Raw genomic sequence first — 19548 nt, 5'->3', positions numbered from 1 at the left:
CGGCCGGGTGGCCTCAGCCGAAGGGGATGACCCCGACGACGACGGCGACCACGAGCATGACGACCGAGACGACGGCCGCCCGCCAGAGCACCTTCTTGTGGTGGTCGCCGAGGTTGACGTTCGCCAGGCTGACCAGCAGCAGGATCGCCGGCACGAGCGGGCTCTGCAGGTGCACGGGCTGGCCGATCACCGAGGCGCGCGCCATCTCGACCGGTTCGATGCCGAACGCCGCGGCGCTCTGGGCGAGCACGGGCAGGATGCCGAAGTAGAAGGCGTCGTTGCTCATGAAGAAGGTGAGCGGCAGGCTGAGCAGTCCCGTGATGACGGCCAGGTACGGACCCAGTTCGTTCGGGATCACCTGCACGAGCCACTGCGCCATCGCGTCGACCATGCCCGTCCCGTTGAGCACGCCGATCAGCACGCCGGCGGCGAAGACCATCGAGACGACGCCGACGATGCTCGGCGCGTGGGCGACGATCTCGGCCGACTGCTGCTTGACCTTCGGGAAGTTGATCAGCAGCGCGACCGCGACGCCGACCATGAACACGTAGGCCAGGGGGAAGAGGTCGAGCACGAGCAGCACCATCACCACGACGGTCAGCGCGAAGTTGAACCAGATCAGCCCGGGGCGCAGGGTCTCGCGAGTGGGGTCGAGCATCGTGTCGGCCATCGTGCCGGTCAGGGGCGTGCCGTTCTCGCTGGCGCCGCTGCCGCCGGGGTTGTCGACCGCGCGCTCGCCGGGGGCGTCTGCGCGGCTGCCGTCGGCGCGACCGCCGCGCAGGCCCAGGGCGACCGTGGGGCTGGTGAACATCGAGACGCCGACGCCCGCCTTGCCCGGTCCGCCACCGCGGGCGGCCGTGGCCAGCTCGCGCGACAGGGGCGACATCTTCTCGGCCGCGGCGGCCAGCACCGACCCGCCGAGCTCGACCGTGCCGAGGCGGCGGCGCTCGCGCAGGCCCATCAGCCAGGCGAACACGAACACGATGACGAGGCCCGTGATCAGCGACGGCACGAGGGGCACGAAGATGTCGGACGGCGCGACGTTGAGCGCCGCGGCGGCCCGCACGGTCGGCCCGCCCCACGGGACGATGTTGAGGGTGCCGTTGGCGAGGCCGGCGACGCAGGTCAGCACGACCGGGCTCATGCCGAGCTTGAGGTAGATCGGCAGCATGGCGGCGGTCGTCACGATGAAGGTCGTCGACCCGTCGCCGTCGAGAGAGACGGCCCCGGCCAGCAGGGCCGTGCCGAGCACGATCTTCGCGGGGTCGTTGCCGGTGACGCGGAGGATGAAGCGCACGAGCGGGTCGAACAGCCCGACGTCGATCATCAGCCCGAAGTACATGATCGCGAACATCAGCAACGCCGCGGTCGGGGCCAGGTCGCCGATCGCCTCGATCACCATGTCGCCGATGCCGAGGCCGGCCCCCGCGAACAGGCCGAAGATGGTCGGCACCATGATCAGGGCGAGCATCGGCGAGAGCCGCTTGGTCATGATCAGCACCATGAAGGTGGCGATCATCAGATAACCGAGGATGACGAGCATCAGGACTCCTTCGTCCGGTTCGTGTGTCCGGGCACGCTAGCCGCGCCTCCCGAGCCGCGTCGCGCTTGTGCGCATTGGCCGACTATCGCGCGTTGGCACCGTTCTGCGCGTTCTGCTCACGCCCGGCCTGCCCCCCGACCCCACCCCGGCTTGGCGCCGCGTTTCGTGCACCACACCGTGCCTAGACGAGGTGCGATGCACGGGACGCGGTGCGGCGCGTGCGCGAGGGCTGGGCGGGGCCGCGAGGAGGCGCGGTTCGCGTCGGCCGCGCCGGGTACCCTGGCGGGCGTGACCGACGACAGCTCACCACGGGGACGCCGCACGCCGGCGAGCCGTCGGGCGGGTGCGCGAGGCGGGTCGGGGCAGGGGGCGGCGCCGCGCCTCCGGAAGCGGCGTTTCGCCACCGAGGTGCTGTTGCTCCAGCTCGCCGTCGTCACCGCGATCGTGCTGCTGACCAGTGCCGTCTTCGCGACCATCGCCGTCCAGCGCCTGGCGCGCGAGGCCGAGTCGACCGCGCTCGCCGTGGCGCAGAGCGTCGCGAGCGACACCGACGTCCGGGAGCAGGTCGCCCTGCTGAGCGTCGACGGCACCGAGATCGACCAGGAGGCGCTGGCCCGGGGAGCCCTGCAGCGCACCGCGGTCGCGGCCCAGCAGCGCACCGGGGCGCTCTTCGTCGTCGTGACCGACGATCGCGGGGTGCGGCTGGCGCACCCGGACCCCTCCCGCATCGGCGAGCGGGTGAGCACCAGCCCCGACGCCGCCCTGCGAGGGGAGGAGGTCGTCGCCTGGGAGCGCGGCACGCTCGGCGACTCGGCCCGCGCGAAGGTGCCGATCTACGCTCCGGGCGTCTCGGTCGGCGCGGCGTCGGTGGCCCCCGGCTCGGCGGCGGACGTCGTCGGCGAGGTCAGCGTCGGGTACGCGCCGACCCGGGTCTACGACACCCTCGTGCAGGACGCCCTGCCCGTCGTCGGGGTGGCCGTGCTCGCCCTCGTGCTCGGCGTCGTCGCGTCGGTGCTGATCCGTCGGCGGCTCGACCGCGCGACCCTCGGGCTGCAGCCCGAGGAGCTGTCGAGCCTCGTCCAGAACCAGCAGGCCGTGCTCGGCGGGGTCGGCGAGGGGGTGCTGGCGGTGTCCGGCGACGGCGTCGTGACGGTGTGCAACGACCAGGCCGCGCGACTGCTGGCGGTCGACGCCTCGACCGCCGTGGGGAGGCCGCTCGCCGGGCTCGGCCTGCCCGAGGGGCTCGTCGCGCTGCTCGGTCCGAGCGGGCCGAGAGGGCCGCGCGACGCCGTCGACCAGGCGTCGGCCGGCACCTCGGCGGGCACCCCGGCCGACACCACGCTCGTGGTCGGCCACCACGTGCTGCTCGTCGACGTGCGTCCGGTGTCGCGCGACGGGGTCGACCTCGGCCGGGTCGCGGTGGTGCGCGACCGCACGGCCGTCGAGGCCCTGACCCGCCGGCTCGACGCCGTCGGCGCGATGACCACGGCCCTCCGCGCGCAGCGACACGAGTTCGCCAACCGGCTGCACGCCCTGTCGGGGATGCTCGAGCTCGGTCGCGCCGAGCAGGCCCGCGCCTACCTCGCCGACGTCCTCGACCACGGGCCGTTGCGCTACCCGGTCGCCCACGCCGACCGGCTGACCGAGCCGTACCTGCAGGCGTTCCTCGGGGCGAAGGGCGTCGAGGCGGCCGAGCGGGGCGTCCTGCTGAAGCTCGGGCCCGAGACGCTCGTGACGGGGTCGGTCGTCGAGCCCGGCGACGTGACGACCGTCCTCGGCAACCTGGTCGACAACGCGGTCCGGGCGGCCGTCGCCGGACGGGTCACGCCCGCCTGGATCGAGGTCGAGGTGCTCGACGACGGCACCGACCTGCACCTGTCGGTGATGGACTCGGGCGACGGCGTCGCCGACGTGGACCAGCTGTTCGACCGTGGGCCGCACGGTGCCGACGACGAGCCCGACCCCGCACGCGTGCACGGCCTGGGGTTCGGGCTGCCGCTCTCCCGGGACATCGCCCGACGCCGCGGCGGCGACGTCTGGCTCGGCTCGCCGGGCGGCGACGGGCACGGCGCCGTGTTCTGCGCGAGGCTCGTGGGCGCGGTCTCGCGCGAGGCGGTGGCGACGGGCGAGGCGGTGGTGACGGGCGCGTCCGGGCCGGCCCGCGCCTCCTCGTCCCATGGCGGCGACGACCCGCGACCGCCCGGCGTCGGCACGTCCGCCGGCAGCGCCCCCGCCCCCGGACCGCCCGCCCCCGACACCCCCGAGAGGACCACCCCGTGACGACCGAACTCACCGTGCTCGTGGTCGACGACGACTTCTACGTCGCCGACCTGCACCGCCGCCAGGTCGAGCAGCTGCCCGGCCTGCGGGCGTTGCCGGCCGTCGGCACGGTCGCCGAGGTGCGCCGCGTCCTCGCCGAACGGCACGTCGACCTGCTGCTGCTCGACGTCCACCTGCCCGACGGCAGCGGGCTCGACCTGCTGCGCGAGGTCGACGTCGACGCGTTCGTGCTCAGCGCCGCGTCGGACGCCACGACCGTGCGGCGGGCCCTGCGGCGCGGGGCGCTGGGCTACCTGATCAAACCGTTCGCGTCGGGCACGCTGGTCGACCGGCTGCGCGCCTACCAGCGGTACCGCAACGTGCTCGACGAGCGGACGGCCGTCGACCAGGAGGCGCTCGAACGGGCCCTGCGCATCCTCCATTCCGGCGACGCGGCGAAGGCGGCCTCGCCGTCGCGGTCGGCGACGGAGCAGGCGGTGCTCGAGCAGTTCGGAGCCGAGGCGGATGCGGACGCCGCGGACGCCGACACCGAGGTCGGGGCCGGGGCCGGGGCCGGGGCCGGGGCCGGGGCCGGGGCCGGCGTCGGGCCGCTCGAACTGTCGGCGGCCGACGTCGCCGCCCGGGTCGGGGTCTCGCGGGCCACGGCGCAGCGGTACCTCGCGGCGCTCGCCGCCGACGGTCTCGTCACGATGAAGCTCAGCTACGGCACCACCGGCCGCCCCGAGCACCGCTACTCGCGCCCCTGACCCGACCCGCGCCTCCTGCTCGTCGCCCGCTCGCTCGTCCGCCTGCTCGCCACCGCGTCGCACCGCCCACTGAACATCGCACCGCCCACTGAACATCGCACCGCCCACGTCGGCGGTGCGACGTCCAGTCGGCGGTGCGAAGCCCCCCCCCCCCCGCTCGTCGGGGCGGGCCGCCGAGGAGGCGCGGGCCGGCTCAGTCCGCCGGTGCGGTCTCGACGACCGGACCGTTCACCTGCACGTCGATGAGGCGGCTGAGGGAACTGTCGGGTCCTCCCTGGAGGGTCACGGTGTAGGGCTCGTCCGCACCCTCACCGGGTCCGGTGACGATCCGCCGTGAGCCGCTCGGCGTGGTCTCGTCTTCGATGACGGTGAAGCCGTCGGCGACGAGAGCGTCGACCAGCGCTGCCGTCGTCGCGTCCCGTGAGGCGCCCGGAACGAGCACGACGGAATGCGCGACGGTCCACTGTCGGATGCTGCTGTCCGGGTCGTTCGGCGTGCCGGCCACACCGGCGTCGCCGTCCTCGAACACCTCGACGCTCTCGACGACGGCCGGGTCGACGAGCGCGACCACCCGGTCGACGAGGTCGTCGGCACGTCGGCCGGTCTCTTCGAGGGAGGGGGTCGACTTCCCCGTGGGGGTCTCGTCGACGGTCGGTCCGACCACGCCGAGGAGGACGTAGTTCTGCCCGGTCGACGCCCCGTTGTCACCGGCCTGCACGGTCAGCTCGAAGCCGTCGTAGCGGTCCTCGTCCGAGGTCAACGTGACCCAGCGACCTCCCGCGTTCGACGTCTCCCGGTCGAGACCCACCGTCCAGCCGTCCGCGACGCGGGCATCGATCACGGACTCGGCGACGTCGAGCTGGGGTGCGTCCGGCACGAGGTTCACGTACCGCAGCACCCGCCACTCCTGGATGCTGCCGTCGGCGTCGTCCGCGGAGCCGCCGATCGACGCCGCGCCGTCCTCCTGGGCCTCGACGCTCGCCACGAGCGTCGGGTCGACCTGGGCCTGGAGGCCGTCGATCAGTTCCGTGGCGATCGTGCCGGTCTCCTCGAGGGTCCTTCCGTCGTCCACATCGCGAGGGCCCGTCGTGCCGGTGCTGCACGCGGTGAGGAGGGCGATGCCCAGCGCCGCGAGGCAGAGCGCTCGTCGATCACCCATGGAGACCCACGAACCACCAGAGCGACGCGATCTCGGCGGGCTGCTGCTGGAGGCCGATCCACAGACCGACCGGCCACAGGAGCAGGGGCAGCACGACCCCGACCGCGACCACCGCGACCACGAGGGCGAGGAACACGAGTCCGACCGCGGCACCGACCGACCGGCGACCCAGAGCGGCCTCCGCGGCCGCCTCGTCGTCGTCCACGACGATCTCCTCGTCCGGGTCGGCAGCGTGCTCGTCCCCGAGGCCCAGCAGTCGTCGACCGTCCTCGTCCATGCGCGCGCCCCCGTCCCCCCGGTCCTGGGCGCGACGCTAGCAGCAGGGGCCGCCCGCCCCCAGTACGGGGCAGCCGCCTGCGCACCGCTTACGTCGCCCCGCGCCCCGCCGATAGAGCGCCGTGAGCACGGATCGCTCGCACACCGGCCACGGATCGGCCCCTCGCACTCCATCGACCCCACCGGGACAGGCATGCCACTCGAATCCGTGACGCAAGCGGCGCTGCAGAGCGCCCTCGACGGTCTCTCGCTGCGTCAGAAGACGATCGCCGCGAACATCGCGAACGTCAACACCCCGAACTACACCGCCAAGCGGGTGCAGTTCGAGGAGGCGCTGGGCCGGTCGGTCGCGTCCGGCAGCGGAGCGGTCCAGGCGTCCACGTCGCGCAGCCTCGAGCCGACCCGTCTCGACGGCAACAACGTGAACCTCGACACCGAGACCCTGTCGAACGTCGACACCGTGCTGCGGTACCAGTTCGCCACGCAGGCCATGAACTCCGAGCTGACGGCCGTCCGCGCCGCGTTCCGGACGAACTCGTGACCGCCTTCGACGCGATCGGCATCGCGAGCACCGGCCTGACCGTGCACCGCAAGTGGCTCGACGCCGTGTCGGACAACATCGCCAACGTCAACACCGTGAAGTCGATGGACGACACCGCCTTCCAGGCCCGCTACGTCGAGGTGCAGGAGGGCGCCGGCACGTCCGGCGTCTTCGTCAAGGCCGACCGCTACGGCAGCGAGGCCGGCCGCGTCACGTACCTCCCCGACCACCCGCTGGCCGACGCCGAGGGATACGTGCGCATGCCCGACATCGACCTCGGCGCCCAGATGGGCGACCTGATCATGGCGCAGCGTGGCTACCAGGCCAACGCCGCCGTGGTCGACCGTGCCAAGACGGCCTACGAGGCCGCACTCCAGATCGGACGTGGCTGATGCCCATCGCAGGAATCCAGGCCCTCGGGGCCGTGCAACAGACCGGCTTCGCCGACGTGGGCACGCTCATGGGGGCCGGCGGTGCGTCCGACGTGACGGGCGTGGCCGGCGCGACCGGCGCCTCCTCGGCCTCGGGCGCGACCTTCGGCGCGACCATGACCGGAGCCGTCGAGGGGCTGCAGCAGCTGCAGTCCGAGGCGAAGACCCTCGCGGTCAAGGCCGTCACCGGTGACCTGACCGACATCCACGACGCGACCATCGCGGCGACGCGTGCCCAGGTCACGCTCGAGCTGGTCAGCGCCGTCCGCAACAAGGGCGTCGACGCCTTCAACGAGATCATGAGGATGCAGGCCTGATGCCGAACGCCGTCAAGGGCCAGCTCGCCAAGCTCGGTGCCGCCCTCCAGAGCTTCACGGTCGCGCAGCGCACGATCGCCGTCATCCTGGTCGCCGCCCTCGTGCTCGGCGTCGTCGCGCTCGTCAGCTGGCTGGGCAAGCCCACCTACACGCCTCTGTTCAGCGGCATCGACCCCACCGACGCGAGCGCCATCGTCGAACTGCTGCAGACCGACGGCGTGCCGTACGAGCTGACCGCGGGCGGCGGCACGATCCTCGTGCCCGAGAACGTCGTCTACGACGAGCGCCTCAAGGCCGCGGCCGCGGGGCTGCCCGCCGCGAGCTCGGGCGGCGGCTACTCGCTGCTCGACACCATGGGCGTCACCTCGTCCGAGTTCCAGCAGAACGTCACCTACAAGCGTGCGATCGAAGGCGAGCTCGCCAACACGATCAAGGCGATGGACGGTGTCAAGAACGCCAGCGTGCAGCTCGCGATCCCCGAGGAGTCGGTGTTCGTCGCCGAGCAGCGCGACCCGACCGCCTCGGTGTTCGTCGAGACCCAGGCCGGTGCGACGCTGGACTCCAAGCAGGTGCAGGCCATCGTCAACCTGACCAGCGCCTCCGTCGACGGCATGAAGGCGACCGACGTCGCCGTCACCGACGCCTCGGGCACGGTGCTCTCGGCCGTCGGCAGCGGAGCGGTCGGAGGCGCGGACGGCGACGCGAGCGACTACGAGTCCAAGGTCCAGGCCTCGGTCCAGGCCATGCTCGACAAGATGGTCGGCCCCGGCAACTCGTCCGTCGTGGTGGCCGCCGACCTCGACCAGAGCTCGGGCACCAAGGTGACCGAGTCGTTCTCGCAGCCGACCTCGGGGCCGATCGCCCTGAACGAGTCGGGCACCACCGAGCAGTACGGCTCCGGGGCGAACGGGGCGAACGGCACCGGTGCGACCGGCGTGCTCGGCCCCGACAACATCGCGGTGCCCAACGGCACGGCGGCCGACGGCACGACCACCGCGGGCACCGGCGCCGACGGGGGCTACACCAACGAGTCGACCACCAAGAACAACGCCGTCGACAAGGTCACCGAGAGCCTCAACGTCCCCGCCGGCGAGGTCAGCCGCCAGACGGTGTCGGTCGCGCTGAACTCGGCCGCGGCCAACGGGGTCAACATGCAGAGCGTCCGCGACCTCGTCGGTGCCGCCGCCGGCATCGACGCCGCCCGCGGCGACACCGTCCAGGTCGCGCAGGTCGACTTCGACACCTCGGCCGCGGACGCCGCCGCCGAGGCGCTCAAGGCCGCCGACGCGGCGAGTGCCAGCGAGGCGATGTGGGGCACCATCCGCACGGTCGGCATCGTCGCGGCCATCGCGATCGCCGCCATCGTGGGGCTCATCGTCTTCGCCCGTCGCAGCCGCCGCCAGGACCGCGAGGACGTCGACCTCGGCGAGCTCTCCCCGCAGAACGGCGCCCAGACCTGGGACGCCACGATGCCGCTGTCGCTCGACGACGCCGTCGCCACCTCGCGCCTGACCCTGCCCGGCATGGGCGAGCCGAAGACCGAGCTGCTCGAGGTCGACGCCCCGACGCCGTCGCCCGAGTTCGTCTCGGCCGAGCGCCGCCGGGCCGAGATCGACGCGATGGCCGAGCGCGACCCGGGCAAGACCGCCGAGCTGCTCCGCGGCCTGATGGACGACCGGCAGCCCGCATGAGCCTCGTCCCCACCACCTTCGGCGCCCCCGCGGTCCCCGGGGTCGGCAAGCCGTTGACCGGTGCCCAGAAGGTCGCGGTCATCCTGATGCAGATGGACCAGGCCCGCGCGGCCGCGGTCATGAAGGAGTTCAGCGAGGTCGAGGCCGAGGAGATCGCGGCCGAGATCGTCCGCCTGCGTCGCGTCGACCCCGCGCTCGCCGAGGCCACCGTGGCCGAGTTCCACGACCTCAGCGTCAGCGGCCGCTACCAGCGCCGCGGCGGCCACGACGTCGCCGTCGGTCTGCTCGAGGCGTCGTTCGGTTCCGAGCGTGCCGCCGGCGTCATGGAGCGCATGGCCTCCAACATGGCCGGCAAGTCGTTCGAGTTCCTCGACGAGGCCGAGGCCGGTCAGGTCGTGGCGCTCCTCGACGGCGAGCTGCCGCAGACCATCGCCCTGGTGCTCGCGCACCTCAGGCCCCAGCAGGGTTCCGCCGTGATGTCGGGCCTCGACGTCGAGCTGCGCGCCGACGTGGCCCAGGCCATCGCGACGATGGGCACGGCCACCCCCGAGTCGGTCGGCATCGTCGCGGCCACCCTCAAGGTGCGGGCCGGCGCCGTCGTCGCCCCGCGGGACCAGGTCGAGGTCGTCGGGGGCATCCAGCCGCTGATCGAGATCCTCAACCGCAGCGACGTGGCGACCGAGAAGGCGCTGCTCGAGGGCCTCGACGAACGCGACCCCGAGCTGGCCGAGGAGGTGCGCTCGCGCATGCTCACCTTCGAGGACATCGTCAAGCTCGAGTCGCGCGACATCCAGCAGGTGCTGCGCGGCATCGACGCGGCGATCCTCGCTACGGCGATGAAGGGCGCGCCGGCGGCGGTCACCGAGGTCATCCGCGGCAACGTCTCCGAGCGCAACCGCGAACTGCTGGACGACGAGCTGCAGTCGATGGGTCCGGTCCGCAAGTCGCAGATCGAGGAGGCGCGGGCGTCGGTCGTGCGCGCCATCCGCGAACTCGAGGCGATGGGCGCGATCACCATGCACCGCTCGGACGACGACGCCCTCGTCGAGTAGCCCGGCCCCCCTTCGGGGCAAGGGCTAACGCCGTCCCGGCCGAGGTCGAGAGTCGCCGGTGAGCACGGATCGCTCACCCACCCCAGGCCACGGATCGGCCGTCACCCCCAACGCCGAACGGCCCTGTGATGCTCGATTCCGTGATGACCCCCGAGGGCGCCGCCCCGGCCTTCGCGCGCGTCAGCTACCCGTCCGTCACGCTGCCGGGGTCCGACGCCGCCACCACGCGACGGGCGCACGACGCCCGGGCCGAGGCCCGGGGGCACGCCGCCGGGTACACCGCCGGCCTCCGCGCGGCCGAGCTCGAACTCGCCGCCCGCCGGGCCGTCCTCGAGGCCGAGCACTCCGACCTGCTGCACCGCCTCCAGGCCGCCACCGTCTCGGCCGTCGAGGCCCTCGCCTCGTCGGCCCGCGCGCTCGACGCCCGCGTCGCGCCCGTCCTGGACGACGCCGAGGAGGCGCTGGTCGCGACCGCCTTCGAGCTCGCCGAGGCGGTCCTCGGCTACGAACTGCGCGCCTCCGAATCCGTCGACGGCGGCTCGTACGGGGCCGACGCCACCGCCCGGGGCGCCGCCGACACGGTCGACCCCCGCGAAGGACGGACCGCCCGTGCGGCCGTCGCCCGCGCCCTCGCCGTGACCGACCCCGGCGACGTCGTGACGGTCCGCCTCCACCCCGCCGACCTCGCCCAGCTCGACGCGGCGACCCGCGACTCCGTGGCCGCCGAGGTGGCCTTCGTCGCCGATGCGACCCTGGCCCGCGGCGACGCCGAGGCCGAGCGTCGCATCGGCCAGGTCGACGCCCGCCTCGGCACCGCGCTCGACCGGGCGCGGACGGCGTTGCTCGGCGACCCGGCGACGGACGGGGGCGCCTCGTGACCCTCACCGCGCCTCCTGCCCTCGTGCCGGCGTTTGCCGTCGTGCCGACGGGTGCCGTCGTCGACGGCGGGCGTCCGCGCGTGCCGGCCGTCCTCGCGCCCCGTCTCGCCGCCGCCCGCGTCGCGGCCCGTCCACAGCGCGTGGGCCGGGTCAGCTCGGCCGTGGGCCTCGGCCTCACCGTGCAGGGCCTCGACGCGGCCGTCGGCGAGATCGTCGCCGTGGGCGACGCGACCGCGACGTCCGGGGGCACCGCCGCCGGTTCGGACCTCGCCGAGGTCGTCGCGACCACGCCCGACGGCGTGCGCTGCATGCCGCTCGGCCGTCTGACCGGCATCACGACCGGCACGCCCGTCCGGTCGACCGGCCGTCCGCTGCTCGTCCCCACCGGCACGGGCCTGTTCGGGCGCGTGCTCGACGGCCTCGGCCGACCGATCGACGGCAAGGGGCCGCTCGTCGGCGCCGACGGGGGTCGCGTCGACCTCGTGCCGCTCGACCACGAGACCCCGTCCGCCATGCACCGCGCGCGCATCGACACGCCCCTGCAGCTCGGCGTGCGCGTGCTCGACACCCTGACCACGGTCGGCAAGGGACAGCGCGTCGGCCTGTTCGCCGGCTCGGGCGTCGGCAAGTCGTCGCTGCTGTCGATGATCGCCCGCGGCTCGGACGCCCAGGTCAGCGTGATCGCCCTGGTCGGCGAGCGCGGCCGCGAGGTGCGGGAGTTCCTCGAGGACGACCTCGGGCCCGAGGGCCTCGCCCGCTCGATCGTCGTCGTCTCGACCAGCGACGAGCCCGCCCTGATGCGCCTCCGGGCCGCCTTCGTCGCGACCCGCATCGCCGAGTCGTTCCGCGACCAGGGCGCCGACGTCGTGCTGATGATGGACTCGCTCACGCGCGTGGCGATGGCCCAGCGCGAGATCGGCCTGTCGGTCGGCGAACCGCCCGCGACCCGCGGCTACCCGCCGTCGACGTTCTCGGTGCTGGCCGGCCTGCTCGAGCGGGCGGGGACCGACCGCATCGGCTCGGTCACCGGGCTCTACACGGTGCTGGTCGACGGCGACGACCACAACGAGCCCATCGCCGACGCGGCCCGCAGCATCCTCGACGGGCACGTCGTGCTCGACCGCAAGCTCGCCGTGACCGGGCACTTCCCGTCGGTCGACGCGCTCGGCTCGGTCTCGCGCGTCGCCTCGAAGGTGACCAGCCCGCCCCAGCGCGCCGCCGCGACGACGCTGCGCAAGGTCATGGCCGCGCGCCGGGCCGCGCAGGACCTGCTCGACGTCGGTGCGTACCAGCGCGGCACGAACCCGCTCGTCGACGCGGCGGTCGACCACCAGGGCGCCATCGACGCGTTCCTGCAGCAGGGCATGGACGACCGGGCGGCCTCGGCCGACTCGTGGAACGCCCTGGCCTCGCTCACCTCGCGGTTCGGAGCGATCTGATGGCGCGCCCGTTCTCGCTGCTCGGCCTGCTGCGGCTGCGCCACGCCCAGCAGGACCAGGCCGGTGCCGTCCTCGCCGAGGCCAACGACCGTCTGCGCGAGGCCGCCGACGAGCGCGTGCGCGCCAAGCGCACCCTGGCCGACGAGCCGTCCGAGGTCACCGACGCGGCCATGCTGAGCGCGCTGGCGGCCTCGCGGGCCTCGTCGCGCGGCATGCTCGCCGAGCTCGACGCCGTCACCCAGCGCCGTCAGGCCGACGCCGACGCCGCCCAGGCCGCCTTCAACGAGGCCCGTCGCGCGGCGATCGGCCTCGAGAAGCTCGAGCACAAGCACGCGGTGGCCGAGGCGGCCGCCGACCTGCGCGACGAGCAGATCGCCCTCGACGAGATCGCCTCGCGCCCCCGCGCCGACGGCTCGCCGTCCGGCACCGACCCCGAGAACCCAGGAGGCGCGGCGTGAGTCCCGTGACCGAGGTCCTGTCCCGCATCCAGGACATCCAGGCGACCATCGCCCAGCTGCGCGCCGGCACCACCGGTGCGACGTCCGCGACGGCCACCGCCGCGTCCGCGACGTCGGCCACGGCCTTCGCCGACGCGCTCGCCGGCACGTCCGGCCCGGGGGCGACGGCGACCAGCGCCTCCGTGGACGCCGTGGCCGGGTCGGTCGCGAGCGGCAGCGGAGCCGACGGCTCGGACGTGGTCGAGTCCGCGAAGAAGTACCTCGGCGTGCCGTACGTGTTCGGCGGCGAGGACCGGACCGGCATGGACTGCTCGGGCCTCGTGCAGACCGTGTTCGGGGACCTCGGCGTCAGCATGCCGCGGGTCGTGCCCGACCAGGCGAAGATGGGCGCCGAGGTGCCCTCGCTCGCCGAGGCGAAGCCCGGCGACCTGCTCGTGCCGAAGGGCGAGGGCCACATCGTGATCTACCTCGGCGACGGCAAGGTGCTGCACGCACCCCGCCCGGGCAAGGACGTCCAGATCGTCGACAACTGGTACAAGGACTCCGACCTCAGCACGATCCGGCGCATCGTCCCGGCCGAGGGCGCGACGGGTGCCGCCTCGGCGTCGTCCGCCTCGTCCGCCTCGTCCGCGTTGTCGAGCCTGTCGGGCCTGTCCGGCCTGTCGGGCTTGTCGGGTCTCTCCGGTGCCGCCGGTGCGTCGGGCGCGTCCTCGTCGGGGACCGACCTGATGACCGCGGCCCTGCAGAAGCTGATGAGCGCGGGGGTGGCCTCGTGACCCTGTCCCGCACCCTGCCGTTCGCGCCTCCTGCCCTGTCCGATGCGTCGTCGCTCCGCCCCTCCGTGGGGTCGCGGGGCCCGGGGGTCGGCACCGCCCGTGACGCCGACCGCGCGGCCACCGGCTTCGGTGCCGCCATGCGCGACGAGGGCTCCTCGACGCGGGGCGCCGACCGGAACGCCCCTGTCGCGTCTCCTCCTGCCCCCACCCCGGCTCCGGCGTCCGCCTCGGCCGTGACCGGGTCGTCGTCGCTCGATGCCCCGTCCGTCGCCCCGTGGCGCTGGCCCCTCGCCGAGGCGACCTCGGCACCGGGCTCCCTGGTCGAGGAGTCCGACACCGCGACCACCACGACCGAGGCCGCCTCGACGACCGACGGCGCCCCCACCGGGCCGGGCGCCGTGCCTGGCGACGCGGTGGTCGACGCGTCGGTGGCCGGGGGCTCCGTACCGGTCGAGGTCGCGACGTCGGCCGCCCCGGCCGAGACGGTCGCCGCCGCCCTCGCCGCTCTGCTGCGCCCCTCCGCCCTCACCGCTCCGGTGCGCGTCGCGTCGCCGGCCGCCGGTGGCGCCGGGGCCGAGCCGCTCGACCCCGCGCGCGACGGATCGGCGACCGATCCGTCCGCCGCCTCCGCCGCTCTTGCTCGGACGGCAGCGGCTGTCCTGGCGGCACCGGCGGTGCAGGCATCCGCAGCCGCAGCTCCCGCCGCGGCCCTCGCCGCGACCGCCGTCTCGACCGTGCAGCCCGCGTCCGCTCCTGCCCCGGGTCCCGCCGGCACGTCCGCCACCGCGGCGAGCCCCGCGGCCGCCGGCGCGGGTGTGCCCGTCGCGCCCGGCGAGCCGACGCCGTCCGCTCCCGGTGGTGCGGTCCGCGCCGAGCCGGCCGCCGGTCCCGACACGGCCGCCGTCGTCGGCGACTCGTCCCGGAACGGTTCGCCGATGCGGGCACCCGCTCCCACCCCCGTCCCGGCAGTGGTCGACCGCGCCCTCGCGCCGGCCGCCCTCGTGCTGCCCGGCACGCCCGGTCCGTCGAGCGCGACGACCGGCGCACCGTCCGCGCCGTCCGCGACGCCCGCCGCGGCCTCCCCGGCCGGAGCCTCCGCCCCCGCGGCCTTCTCGGCGACGGCTGCGGCCTCCGCGGCGACGCCCGCGGCGTCCACCTCCGCACCCGTCCCGGCTCCCGCGACCACCGACCCGATCGTGTTCGCCGCCCCCGCGGTCGGCGCGACGTTCCCCGTCGCCGCGACCGCCGCCTCCTCGTCCGCGACCCCGTCGCCGGTCGCCACCCCGCCGGCGCCGTTGACCTCGCAGCTCTCCCGGCCCCTGTTCACGCTCGCCGCGGCGGGCCCCGGGGTGCACGTCGTCACGGTCGACGTCGCCCCCGAGGCGCTGGGCCCGGTCACCGTCCGGGCCCACGTCTCGGCGCACGGCACGCACGTCGAGATGTTCGCCGCGTCGGACGCCGGCCGTGACGCCGTGCGGGCGATCCTCGGCGACCTGCGCCGCGACCTCGCGACGGCCGCCTCCACGACCGCGGGAGGCGCGGGTCACCAGACCAGCGTCGACCTCTCGTCCCAGGACCAGCCGTCCGACGGCCGGGGTGACCGCTCCGGTCAGCTCGGCTCGCCCGGGGCGCAGGCCGGTGCCGACGGAGGCGCCGGGCGACAGGCCCGTGACGCCGCCGAGGTGCGCGGCGCCACCGGCCGCACGCCGCGCGACGGAACCGACCCCCTCGACGCGACGGGCGCGGTCGACCGTGCCCGCGCCTCCTCGTCCCTCTCGACGTCCCTCGACGTCCTGGCCTGAACCGGAGACCCCATGCCCTCGATCGACCAGATATCGGGAACCGTCGACGTCGCGACCCAGATCGCCGCCGCCAACGCCGCGAAGAGCGGCTCGAGCCGTGCGACGGCGAACACGATGGACAGCGAGATGTTCATGAAGCTGCTCGTCACGCAGCTGAAGAACCAGGACCCGTCGACCCCGATGGACACCAACGCCATGATGTCGCAGACCACCCAGCTGGCGATGATGGAGCAGGTCACCGCGCAGACGACGACGGCCAACGAGAACTTCTCGCTGCAGATGCGCATCGCCGCGTCGAACCTGGTCGGCCGCGAGGTCAGCTACACGGGACCCGACGGCGTCGAGGTGAAGGGCACCGCGACGAGCGTGTCGTTCGCCGAGGCCGTCCCCAAGGTCTCGGTCGGCGGGAAGGAGGTCGCGTTGGATCTCATCTCGGGCATCGCCACCACGAAGGCGTGACACGCGTCCCCGACGCGCACCCCGCAGCACCACCGGCACCACCCGCACGACCCGCACCACCCCTCGAACCACACCGGGAGCAGGACGCGACCGGCACCACCCGCGCAGGACGCGCCTCCAGATCTCTCCCCAGCTGAAAGGCAGCACCCATGCTCCGCTCCCTCTACTCCGGCATCTCGGGCCTCCGCTCGCACCAGACGATGCTCGACGTCACCGGCAACAACATCGCCAACGTCAACACCGCCGGCTTCAAGTCGTCGACCACCCAGTTCCAGGACACGCTGTCGCAGATCACGCAGGGCGCCGGCGGCCCGCAGACCGGCATCGGCGGCACGAACCCCGCCCAGATCGGCCTCGGCGTGCAGGTCGCCGGCATCTCGACGAACTTCGCCCAGGGGTCGGCGCAGGCCACGGGCAAGGCGACCGACCTGATGATCTCGGGCGACGGCTTCTTCGTCACCCGCCTCGGCAACGACACCGTCTACACCCGCTCGGGCGCCTTCGACTTCGACGCCGACGGCCGTCTCGTGTCGTCCGACGGCAAGATCGTGCAGGGCTACTCGGCCACGAACGGCGTCATCAACGACGGAGGCGCGCTCGGCGACATCACGCTGCCCCTGAACGCGGCGGCCCCCGCGACGGCGACCTCGAGCGCCACGGTCGGCGGCAACCTGCCGAGCGAGTCGGCGGTCGGCGACAAGATCGTCCGCGACACCAAGGTGTTCGACGCCAACGGCCTCGAGCGCACCCTGACGCTCACCTTCACCCGCACGACGGCCGGCTGGGACGCCTCCGCGACCGACGGCAACGGAGGCGCCACGGCCTCGCTGGCCTTCGCCGACGGCAAGCAGGCGGGCGCGGCGTCGCTGCGACTGAACGGCGTCACCGTCGACCTGTCGGGCATCACCGGGTTCGCGGCGCTCAACACGACGTCGATCACCGAGCAGAACGGCCGTGCGGCCGGCACGCTGCAGGGCTTCTCGCTGTCGAAGGACGGCACGCTCATGGGCCAGTTCAGCAACGGCTCGACGGTCGGCCTCGGCCGCGTCGTCCTGGCGACCTTCACGAACCCCGGCGGCCTCGAGAAGGAGGGCAACTCGGGCTACCGCGCCACCGCCAACTCGGGTGCCGCGACCGTCGGCGCCCCCGGCTCGCCCGGCATCGGCTCGCTCTCCAGCGGCTCGCTCGAGATGTCGAACGTCGACCTGTCGCAGGAGTTCACCAACCTGATCGTCGCCCAGCGCGGCTTCCAGGCCAACGCCCGCATCATCACCACCTCGGACGAGGTGCTGCAGGAGCTCACCAACCTCAAGCGCTAGTCGGCCGGCGGCAGCCCGCCGCTGGCCGCTGGTCGCCAGCGGCCGGCGGCAGCCCGCCGCACCCTCCGCACCGCGTTCCGTGCACCACACCCGATCTCGTCGCGGTGCGGTGCACGGAACGCGGTGCGTTCGTCGTCAGGGGGCGCGGCGCCGGCCAGGAGGCGCGGCGCCGGCCAGGAGGCGCGGCGCCGGTCAGGAGGCGCGGCGCCGGTCACCGGGGGACGCGCGCGAAGGCGGCGCGCAGCCGGGCCCCGCGCCCGGGGTTCAGCTGCTCGACCCAGCCGATGCGCCCCCAGAGCTGGGCCGCGAAGTCCGGGTGTCCGGCCCGGTTCTGCGCCTCGAGCCCGGTGGTGGCGGCGTTGTGCAGCACGGCCCGCAGCCGGTCGTACTCGGAGCGCATCGTGTTCGTGCCCGCGTTGACCACCACGCCGGTGACGACCTGTCGCGTGGCGGCTCCGCGCACCCGGGTCTTCGTCGCGTTCAGCAGGTGTCCCTCGTCGCCGACGATGCGTCCGACGCCCCGCACGAACGCGTCGGCCCGCCCCGCCAGCGTGCCGTCGCCGCTGAACGCCAGGTCGTCGGCGTACCGCGTGTAGGTCGCTCCCGCGGCCCGGGCGTAGCCGGCGAGCCGCGAGTCGAGCCTCCGCACCGCCACGTTCGCGAGGGTCGGCGAGGTCGGGGCTCCCTGGGCGAGGTGGGCGGCCGAGAGCGCGTGACGCAGGGCGAACCGCTGCTCGGGGCTGCCGCCCGGCGGCATGCGCGACAGCACGCCCGGCGGCACGGAGGTCGTGCAGAGCCCGGTGAGCACGTGGGCGACGGCGTCCGGCAGGCCCTCGCGGCGCAGCGCGCCGAACACCTGCCCGGCGGTGACCCGGGCGAAGAACGAGGTCAGGTCGAGGGCGATGACGACCTCTCGGCCGACGTGCCGTCGCGCGCCGGTGACGGCGCTGCGCCCCGGGACGAAGAGTGCGCCGCGTCGTGCAGCGGCACCGCCGCCAGCACCTCGTCGAGCACGACGCGGTGCAGGTCGCGCAGGCGGAACCCGGGCACCTCGAGCAGCCGCGGCGTGCGTCCGGGCCGTGCACGCCACTCGTACCGGTGGTGCTGCAGCGGACCTCCTTCGATCCGGCGGTTCCACCGGCCGGGGTCGGCGAACCAGTCGAGCTCGCCCACGGTCAGGTGCAGCAGTCGGGCGACGTCGGCCACGGTGCCCAGACGCAGGAGGCGCGGGTCGGTCGAGCGCGCCTCCTGCGTCACGGGCACGTGGTGGACGATGCGCAGGGGCCGGCCGCGCCTCCTGGCCTCGGTCACCGCCTCGGTGAAGGCCGGATCGCGGCGGATGAGGGCGACGAGCGTGCGGGGGTCGTCGTGTGGTGCCCGGGGCAGGACGCGGACGAGGCCGCGGGCGAGCGGACGCCAGAACCTGGCCGGTCCGTCGACGGCCTCGCCTGCGGCGGCGGCCAGTGCGCCCACGGTCCACTCGGCCGCGAGCAGGGCGTCGGCGAGGGCGGTCGCGACGGCATCGGGACCCGGGTCGGGCTCGCGGGCGCCCACGGCGGACGCGGGGGAGTGGGCGGTCACCCGGTGGTCGTCCGACCGCCGGCCGCGCGGGTCGCGGTCGGGTGCCGCCGGGGCGGGTGCGGAGTCCGTGTCGGGGGTGACCCGCCTGCGTCCGCGGCGGGTGCGGTGGGGTGGCTGCGGCGGTGCCTCGGCGACTCGTGCATCGGTGCGGGCCGCGAGCCGCGCGGAGCGCGGTCACCGGCCTGCGGAGCGGTGCCGTGGTCGATCTGCGTGCCCCGGGGTAGCCCCGGAGAGGACGGCACAGCGCGTGTGCCCTCCACCTCGCCGAGACACCGTCGCATGCCCACACGCTAACGGCGACCCCCGACGATCGCGATCCCCCGCAGGGCTGAGCCCCTCGGCGGGCTGGGCCCCCCCCCGCAGGGCTGAGCCCCGTGCGTGGTCGGGCCTACGGGCCCGCGACGCGAAGGAGGCGCGGTGCCTGCTCTGCAGACGCCGCGCCTCCTGTGCTCCCCGGCTCGTGCGCCGGGTCGATCGACCTAGTAGGTCTGGACCTGTGCCATGCCGGCGCTGAACGCCGAGATGCCGATGATGATGCCGCCGACGAGGAAGACGGCGCTGAGGATCACGCCGGCCAGGGCGAGGCCGTGGCCGCGCTCGCCGGTCTTCTTGATCTGCGACAGGGCGATCAGGCTGACGATGAGGCCGGCGAGGCTGAAGACGAAGGCCAGGATGAACCCGACGATCGCGAGGACGTTGTAGCCCGCGGCGGTGCCGGCGGACTGGGGCATGGCGGTGTTGTTGGACATGGGACTCCTAGGTGGTGTGACGTCCGGGGACGTGCAAGAAGAAAGTGACCG

Annotated in this window: 20 protein-coding genes; 14 read left to right on the top strand and 6 right to left on the bottom strand. The window is 74.3% G+C overall.

What is annotated here, in order from left to right; translation table 11 throughout:
- Positions 1 to 13: 13 nt before the first annotated feature.
- Entirely contained in the window at positions 14 to 1543 is a 1530-nt protein-coding gene (locus tag IFT79_RS04485; protein WP_056043702.1) for a CitMHS family transporter, read from the bottom strand.
- A 288-nt stretch (positions 1544 to 1831) separates the two neighbouring features.
- On the opposite strand from IFT79_RS04485, the gene IFT79_RS04480 reads away from it, so the two are divergent.
- The gene (locus IFT79_RS04480; protein ID WP_342211761.1) at positions 1832 to 3823 is read left to right on the top strand and encodes a sensor histidine kinase; all 1992 of its coding nucleotides are present in this window, start codon (positions 1832 to 1834) and stop codon (positions 3821 to 3823) included.
- Complete coding sequence (locus IFT79_RS04475; RefSeq protein WP_192122989.1) at positions 3820 to 4569, top strand: response regulator; 750 nt, start codon at positions 3820 to 3822, stop codon at positions 4567 to 4569. The genes IFT79_RS04480 and IFT79_RS04475 overlap by 4 nt, the downstream gene beginning before the upstream one ends.
- A gap of 193 nt (positions 4570 to 4762) precedes the next feature.
- Here IFT79_RS04475 and IFT79_RS04470 read toward each other — a convergent pair whose 3' ends face one another.
- Positions 4763 to 5728 (bottom strand): hypothetical protein, encoded by a 966-nt coding sequence (locus IFT79_RS04470; protein WP_192122988.1) that lies wholly within the window; start codon positions 5726 to 5728, stop codon positions 4763 to 4765.
- Complete coding sequence (locus IFT79_RS04465; protein ID WP_192122987.1) at positions 5721 to 6005, bottom strand: hypothetical protein; 285 nt, start codon at positions 6003 to 6005, stop codon at positions 5721 to 5723. The genes IFT79_RS04470 and IFT79_RS04465 overlap by 8 nt, the downstream gene beginning before the upstream one ends.
- A gap of 192 nt (positions 6006 to 6197) precedes the next feature.
- On the opposite strand from IFT79_RS04465, the gene IFT79_RS04460 reads away from it, so the two are divergent.
- The 12 genes from IFT79_RS04460 (at position 6198) to IFT79_RS04405 (ending at position 17167) form a co-directional block, all read left to right on the top strand.
- Positions 6198 to 6545 carry a flagellar basal body rod protein FlgB gene (locus IFT79_RS04460; RefSeq protein WP_055975153.1) on the top strand — a complete coding sequence of 116 codons (348 nt, stop codon included), beginning with the start codon at positions 6198 to 6200 and terminating at the stop codon, positions 6543 to 6545.
- A complete protein-coding gene (locus IFT79_RS04455; protein ID WP_043596823.1) occupies positions 6542 to 6937 on the top strand; it encodes a flagellar basal body rod protein FlgC in 396 nt (131 codons plus the stop codon). The genes IFT79_RS04460 and IFT79_RS04455 overlap by 4 nt, the downstream gene beginning before the upstream one ends.
- Positions 6937 to 7293, top strand: coding sequence for a flagellar hook-basal body complex protein FliE (gene fliE, locus IFT79_RS04450; protein ID WP_192122986.1), 357 nt, complete (start codon positions 6937 to 6939; stop codon positions 7291 to 7293). The genes IFT79_RS04455 and fliE overlap by 1 nt, the downstream gene beginning before the upstream one ends.
- On the top strand, positions 7293 to 8984 hold the full coding sequence (fliF, locus tag IFT79_RS04445; protein ID WP_123571315.1) for a flagellar basal-body MS-ring/collar protein FliF: 1692 nt from the start codon (positions 7293 to 7295) through the stop codon (positions 8982 to 8984). The genes fliE and fliF overlap by 1 nt, the downstream gene beginning before the upstream one ends.
- Complete coding sequence (fliG, locus tag IFT79_RS04440) at positions 8981 to 10036, top strand: flagellar motor switch protein FliG (protein WP_173153523.1); 1056 nt, start codon at positions 8981 to 8983, stop codon at positions 10034 to 10036. Before fliF ends, fliG begins: the two co-directional genes overlap by 4 nt.
- Positions 10037 to 10164: 128 nt before the next feature.
- Positions 10165 to 10914 carry a FliH/SctL family protein gene (locus IFT79_RS04435; protein WP_192122985.1) on the top strand — a complete coding sequence of 250 codons (750 nt, stop codon included), beginning with the start codon at positions 10165 to 10167 and terminating at the stop codon, positions 10912 to 10914.
- A gap of 80 nt (positions 10915 to 10994) precedes the next feature.
- Complete coding sequence (locus IFT79_RS04430; RefSeq protein WP_173154884.1) at positions 10995 to 12353, top strand: FliI/YscN family ATPase; 1359 nt, start codon at positions 10995 to 10997, stop codon at positions 12351 to 12353.
- Positions 12353 to 12811, top strand: coding sequence for a hypothetical protein (locus IFT79_RS04425; RefSeq protein WP_192122984.1), 459 nt, complete (start codon positions 12353 to 12355; stop codon positions 12809 to 12811). Before IFT79_RS04430 ends, IFT79_RS04425 begins: the two co-directional genes overlap by 1 nt.
- Positions 12808 to 13587 carry a C40 family peptidase gene (locus IFT79_RS04420; protein WP_342211760.1) on the top strand — a complete coding sequence of 260 codons (780 nt, stop codon included), beginning with the start codon at positions 12808 to 12810 and terminating at the stop codon, positions 13585 to 13587. The genes IFT79_RS04425 and IFT79_RS04420 overlap by 4 nt, the downstream gene beginning before the upstream one ends.
- Positions 13584 to 15389, top strand: coding sequence for a flagellar hook-length control protein FliK (locus IFT79_RS04415; RefSeq protein WP_192122983.1), 1806 nt, complete (start codon positions 13584 to 13586; stop codon positions 15387 to 15389). The genes IFT79_RS04420 and IFT79_RS04415 overlap by 4 nt, the downstream gene beginning before the upstream one ends.
- A gap of 12 nt (positions 15390 to 15401) precedes the next feature.
- The gene (locus tag IFT79_RS04410) at positions 15402 to 15848 is read left to right on the top strand and encodes a flagellar hook assembly protein FlgD (protein WP_052505459.1); all 447 of its coding nucleotides are present in this window, start codon (positions 15402 to 15404) and stop codon (positions 15846 to 15848) included.
- A 149-nt stretch (positions 15849 to 15997) separates the two neighbouring features.
- Entirely contained in the window at positions 15998 to 17167 is a 1170-nt protein-coding gene (locus IFT79_RS04405) for a flagellar hook protein FlgE (protein ID WP_056043669.1), read from the top strand.
- A 211-nt stretch (positions 17168 to 17378) separates the two neighbouring features.
- Here the strand turns inward: IFT79_RS04405 and IFT79_RS04400 are convergent, their stop codons facing one another.
- The 3 genes from IFT79_RS04400 to IFT79_RS04395 all read right to left on the bottom strand — a co-directional run bounded on the left by IFT79_RS04400 (position 17379) and on the right by IFT79_RS04395 (position 19497).
- Positions 17379 to 18071, bottom strand: a complete 693-nt coding sequence (locus IFT79_RS04400; protein WP_342211775.1) for a reverse transcriptase family protein — start codon at positions 18069 to 18071, stop codon at positions 17379 to 17381.
- Entirely contained in the window at positions 18056 to 18748 is a 693-nt protein-coding gene (locus IFT79_RS16835; protein WP_342211759.1) for a hypothetical protein, read from the bottom strand. The genes IFT79_RS04400 and IFT79_RS16835 overlap by 16 nt, the downstream gene beginning before the upstream one ends.
- 479 nt (positions 18749 to 19227) lie before the next feature.
- Positions 19228 to 19497 (bottom strand): DUF4190 domain-containing protein, encoded by a 270-nt coding sequence (locus IFT79_RS04395; protein WP_054146307.1) that lies wholly within the window; start codon positions 19495 to 19497, stop codon positions 19228 to 19230.
- Positions 19498 to 19548: the final 51 nt, after the last annotated feature.

This window comes from Frigoribacterium sp. CFBP 8759, assembly GCF_014841655.1.
Taxonomy (GTDB): Bacteria; Actinomycetota; Actinomycetes; order Actinomycetales; family Microbacteriaceae; genus Frigoribacterium.
This window is presented reverse-complemented; position numbering and strand designations above follow the sequence as displayed.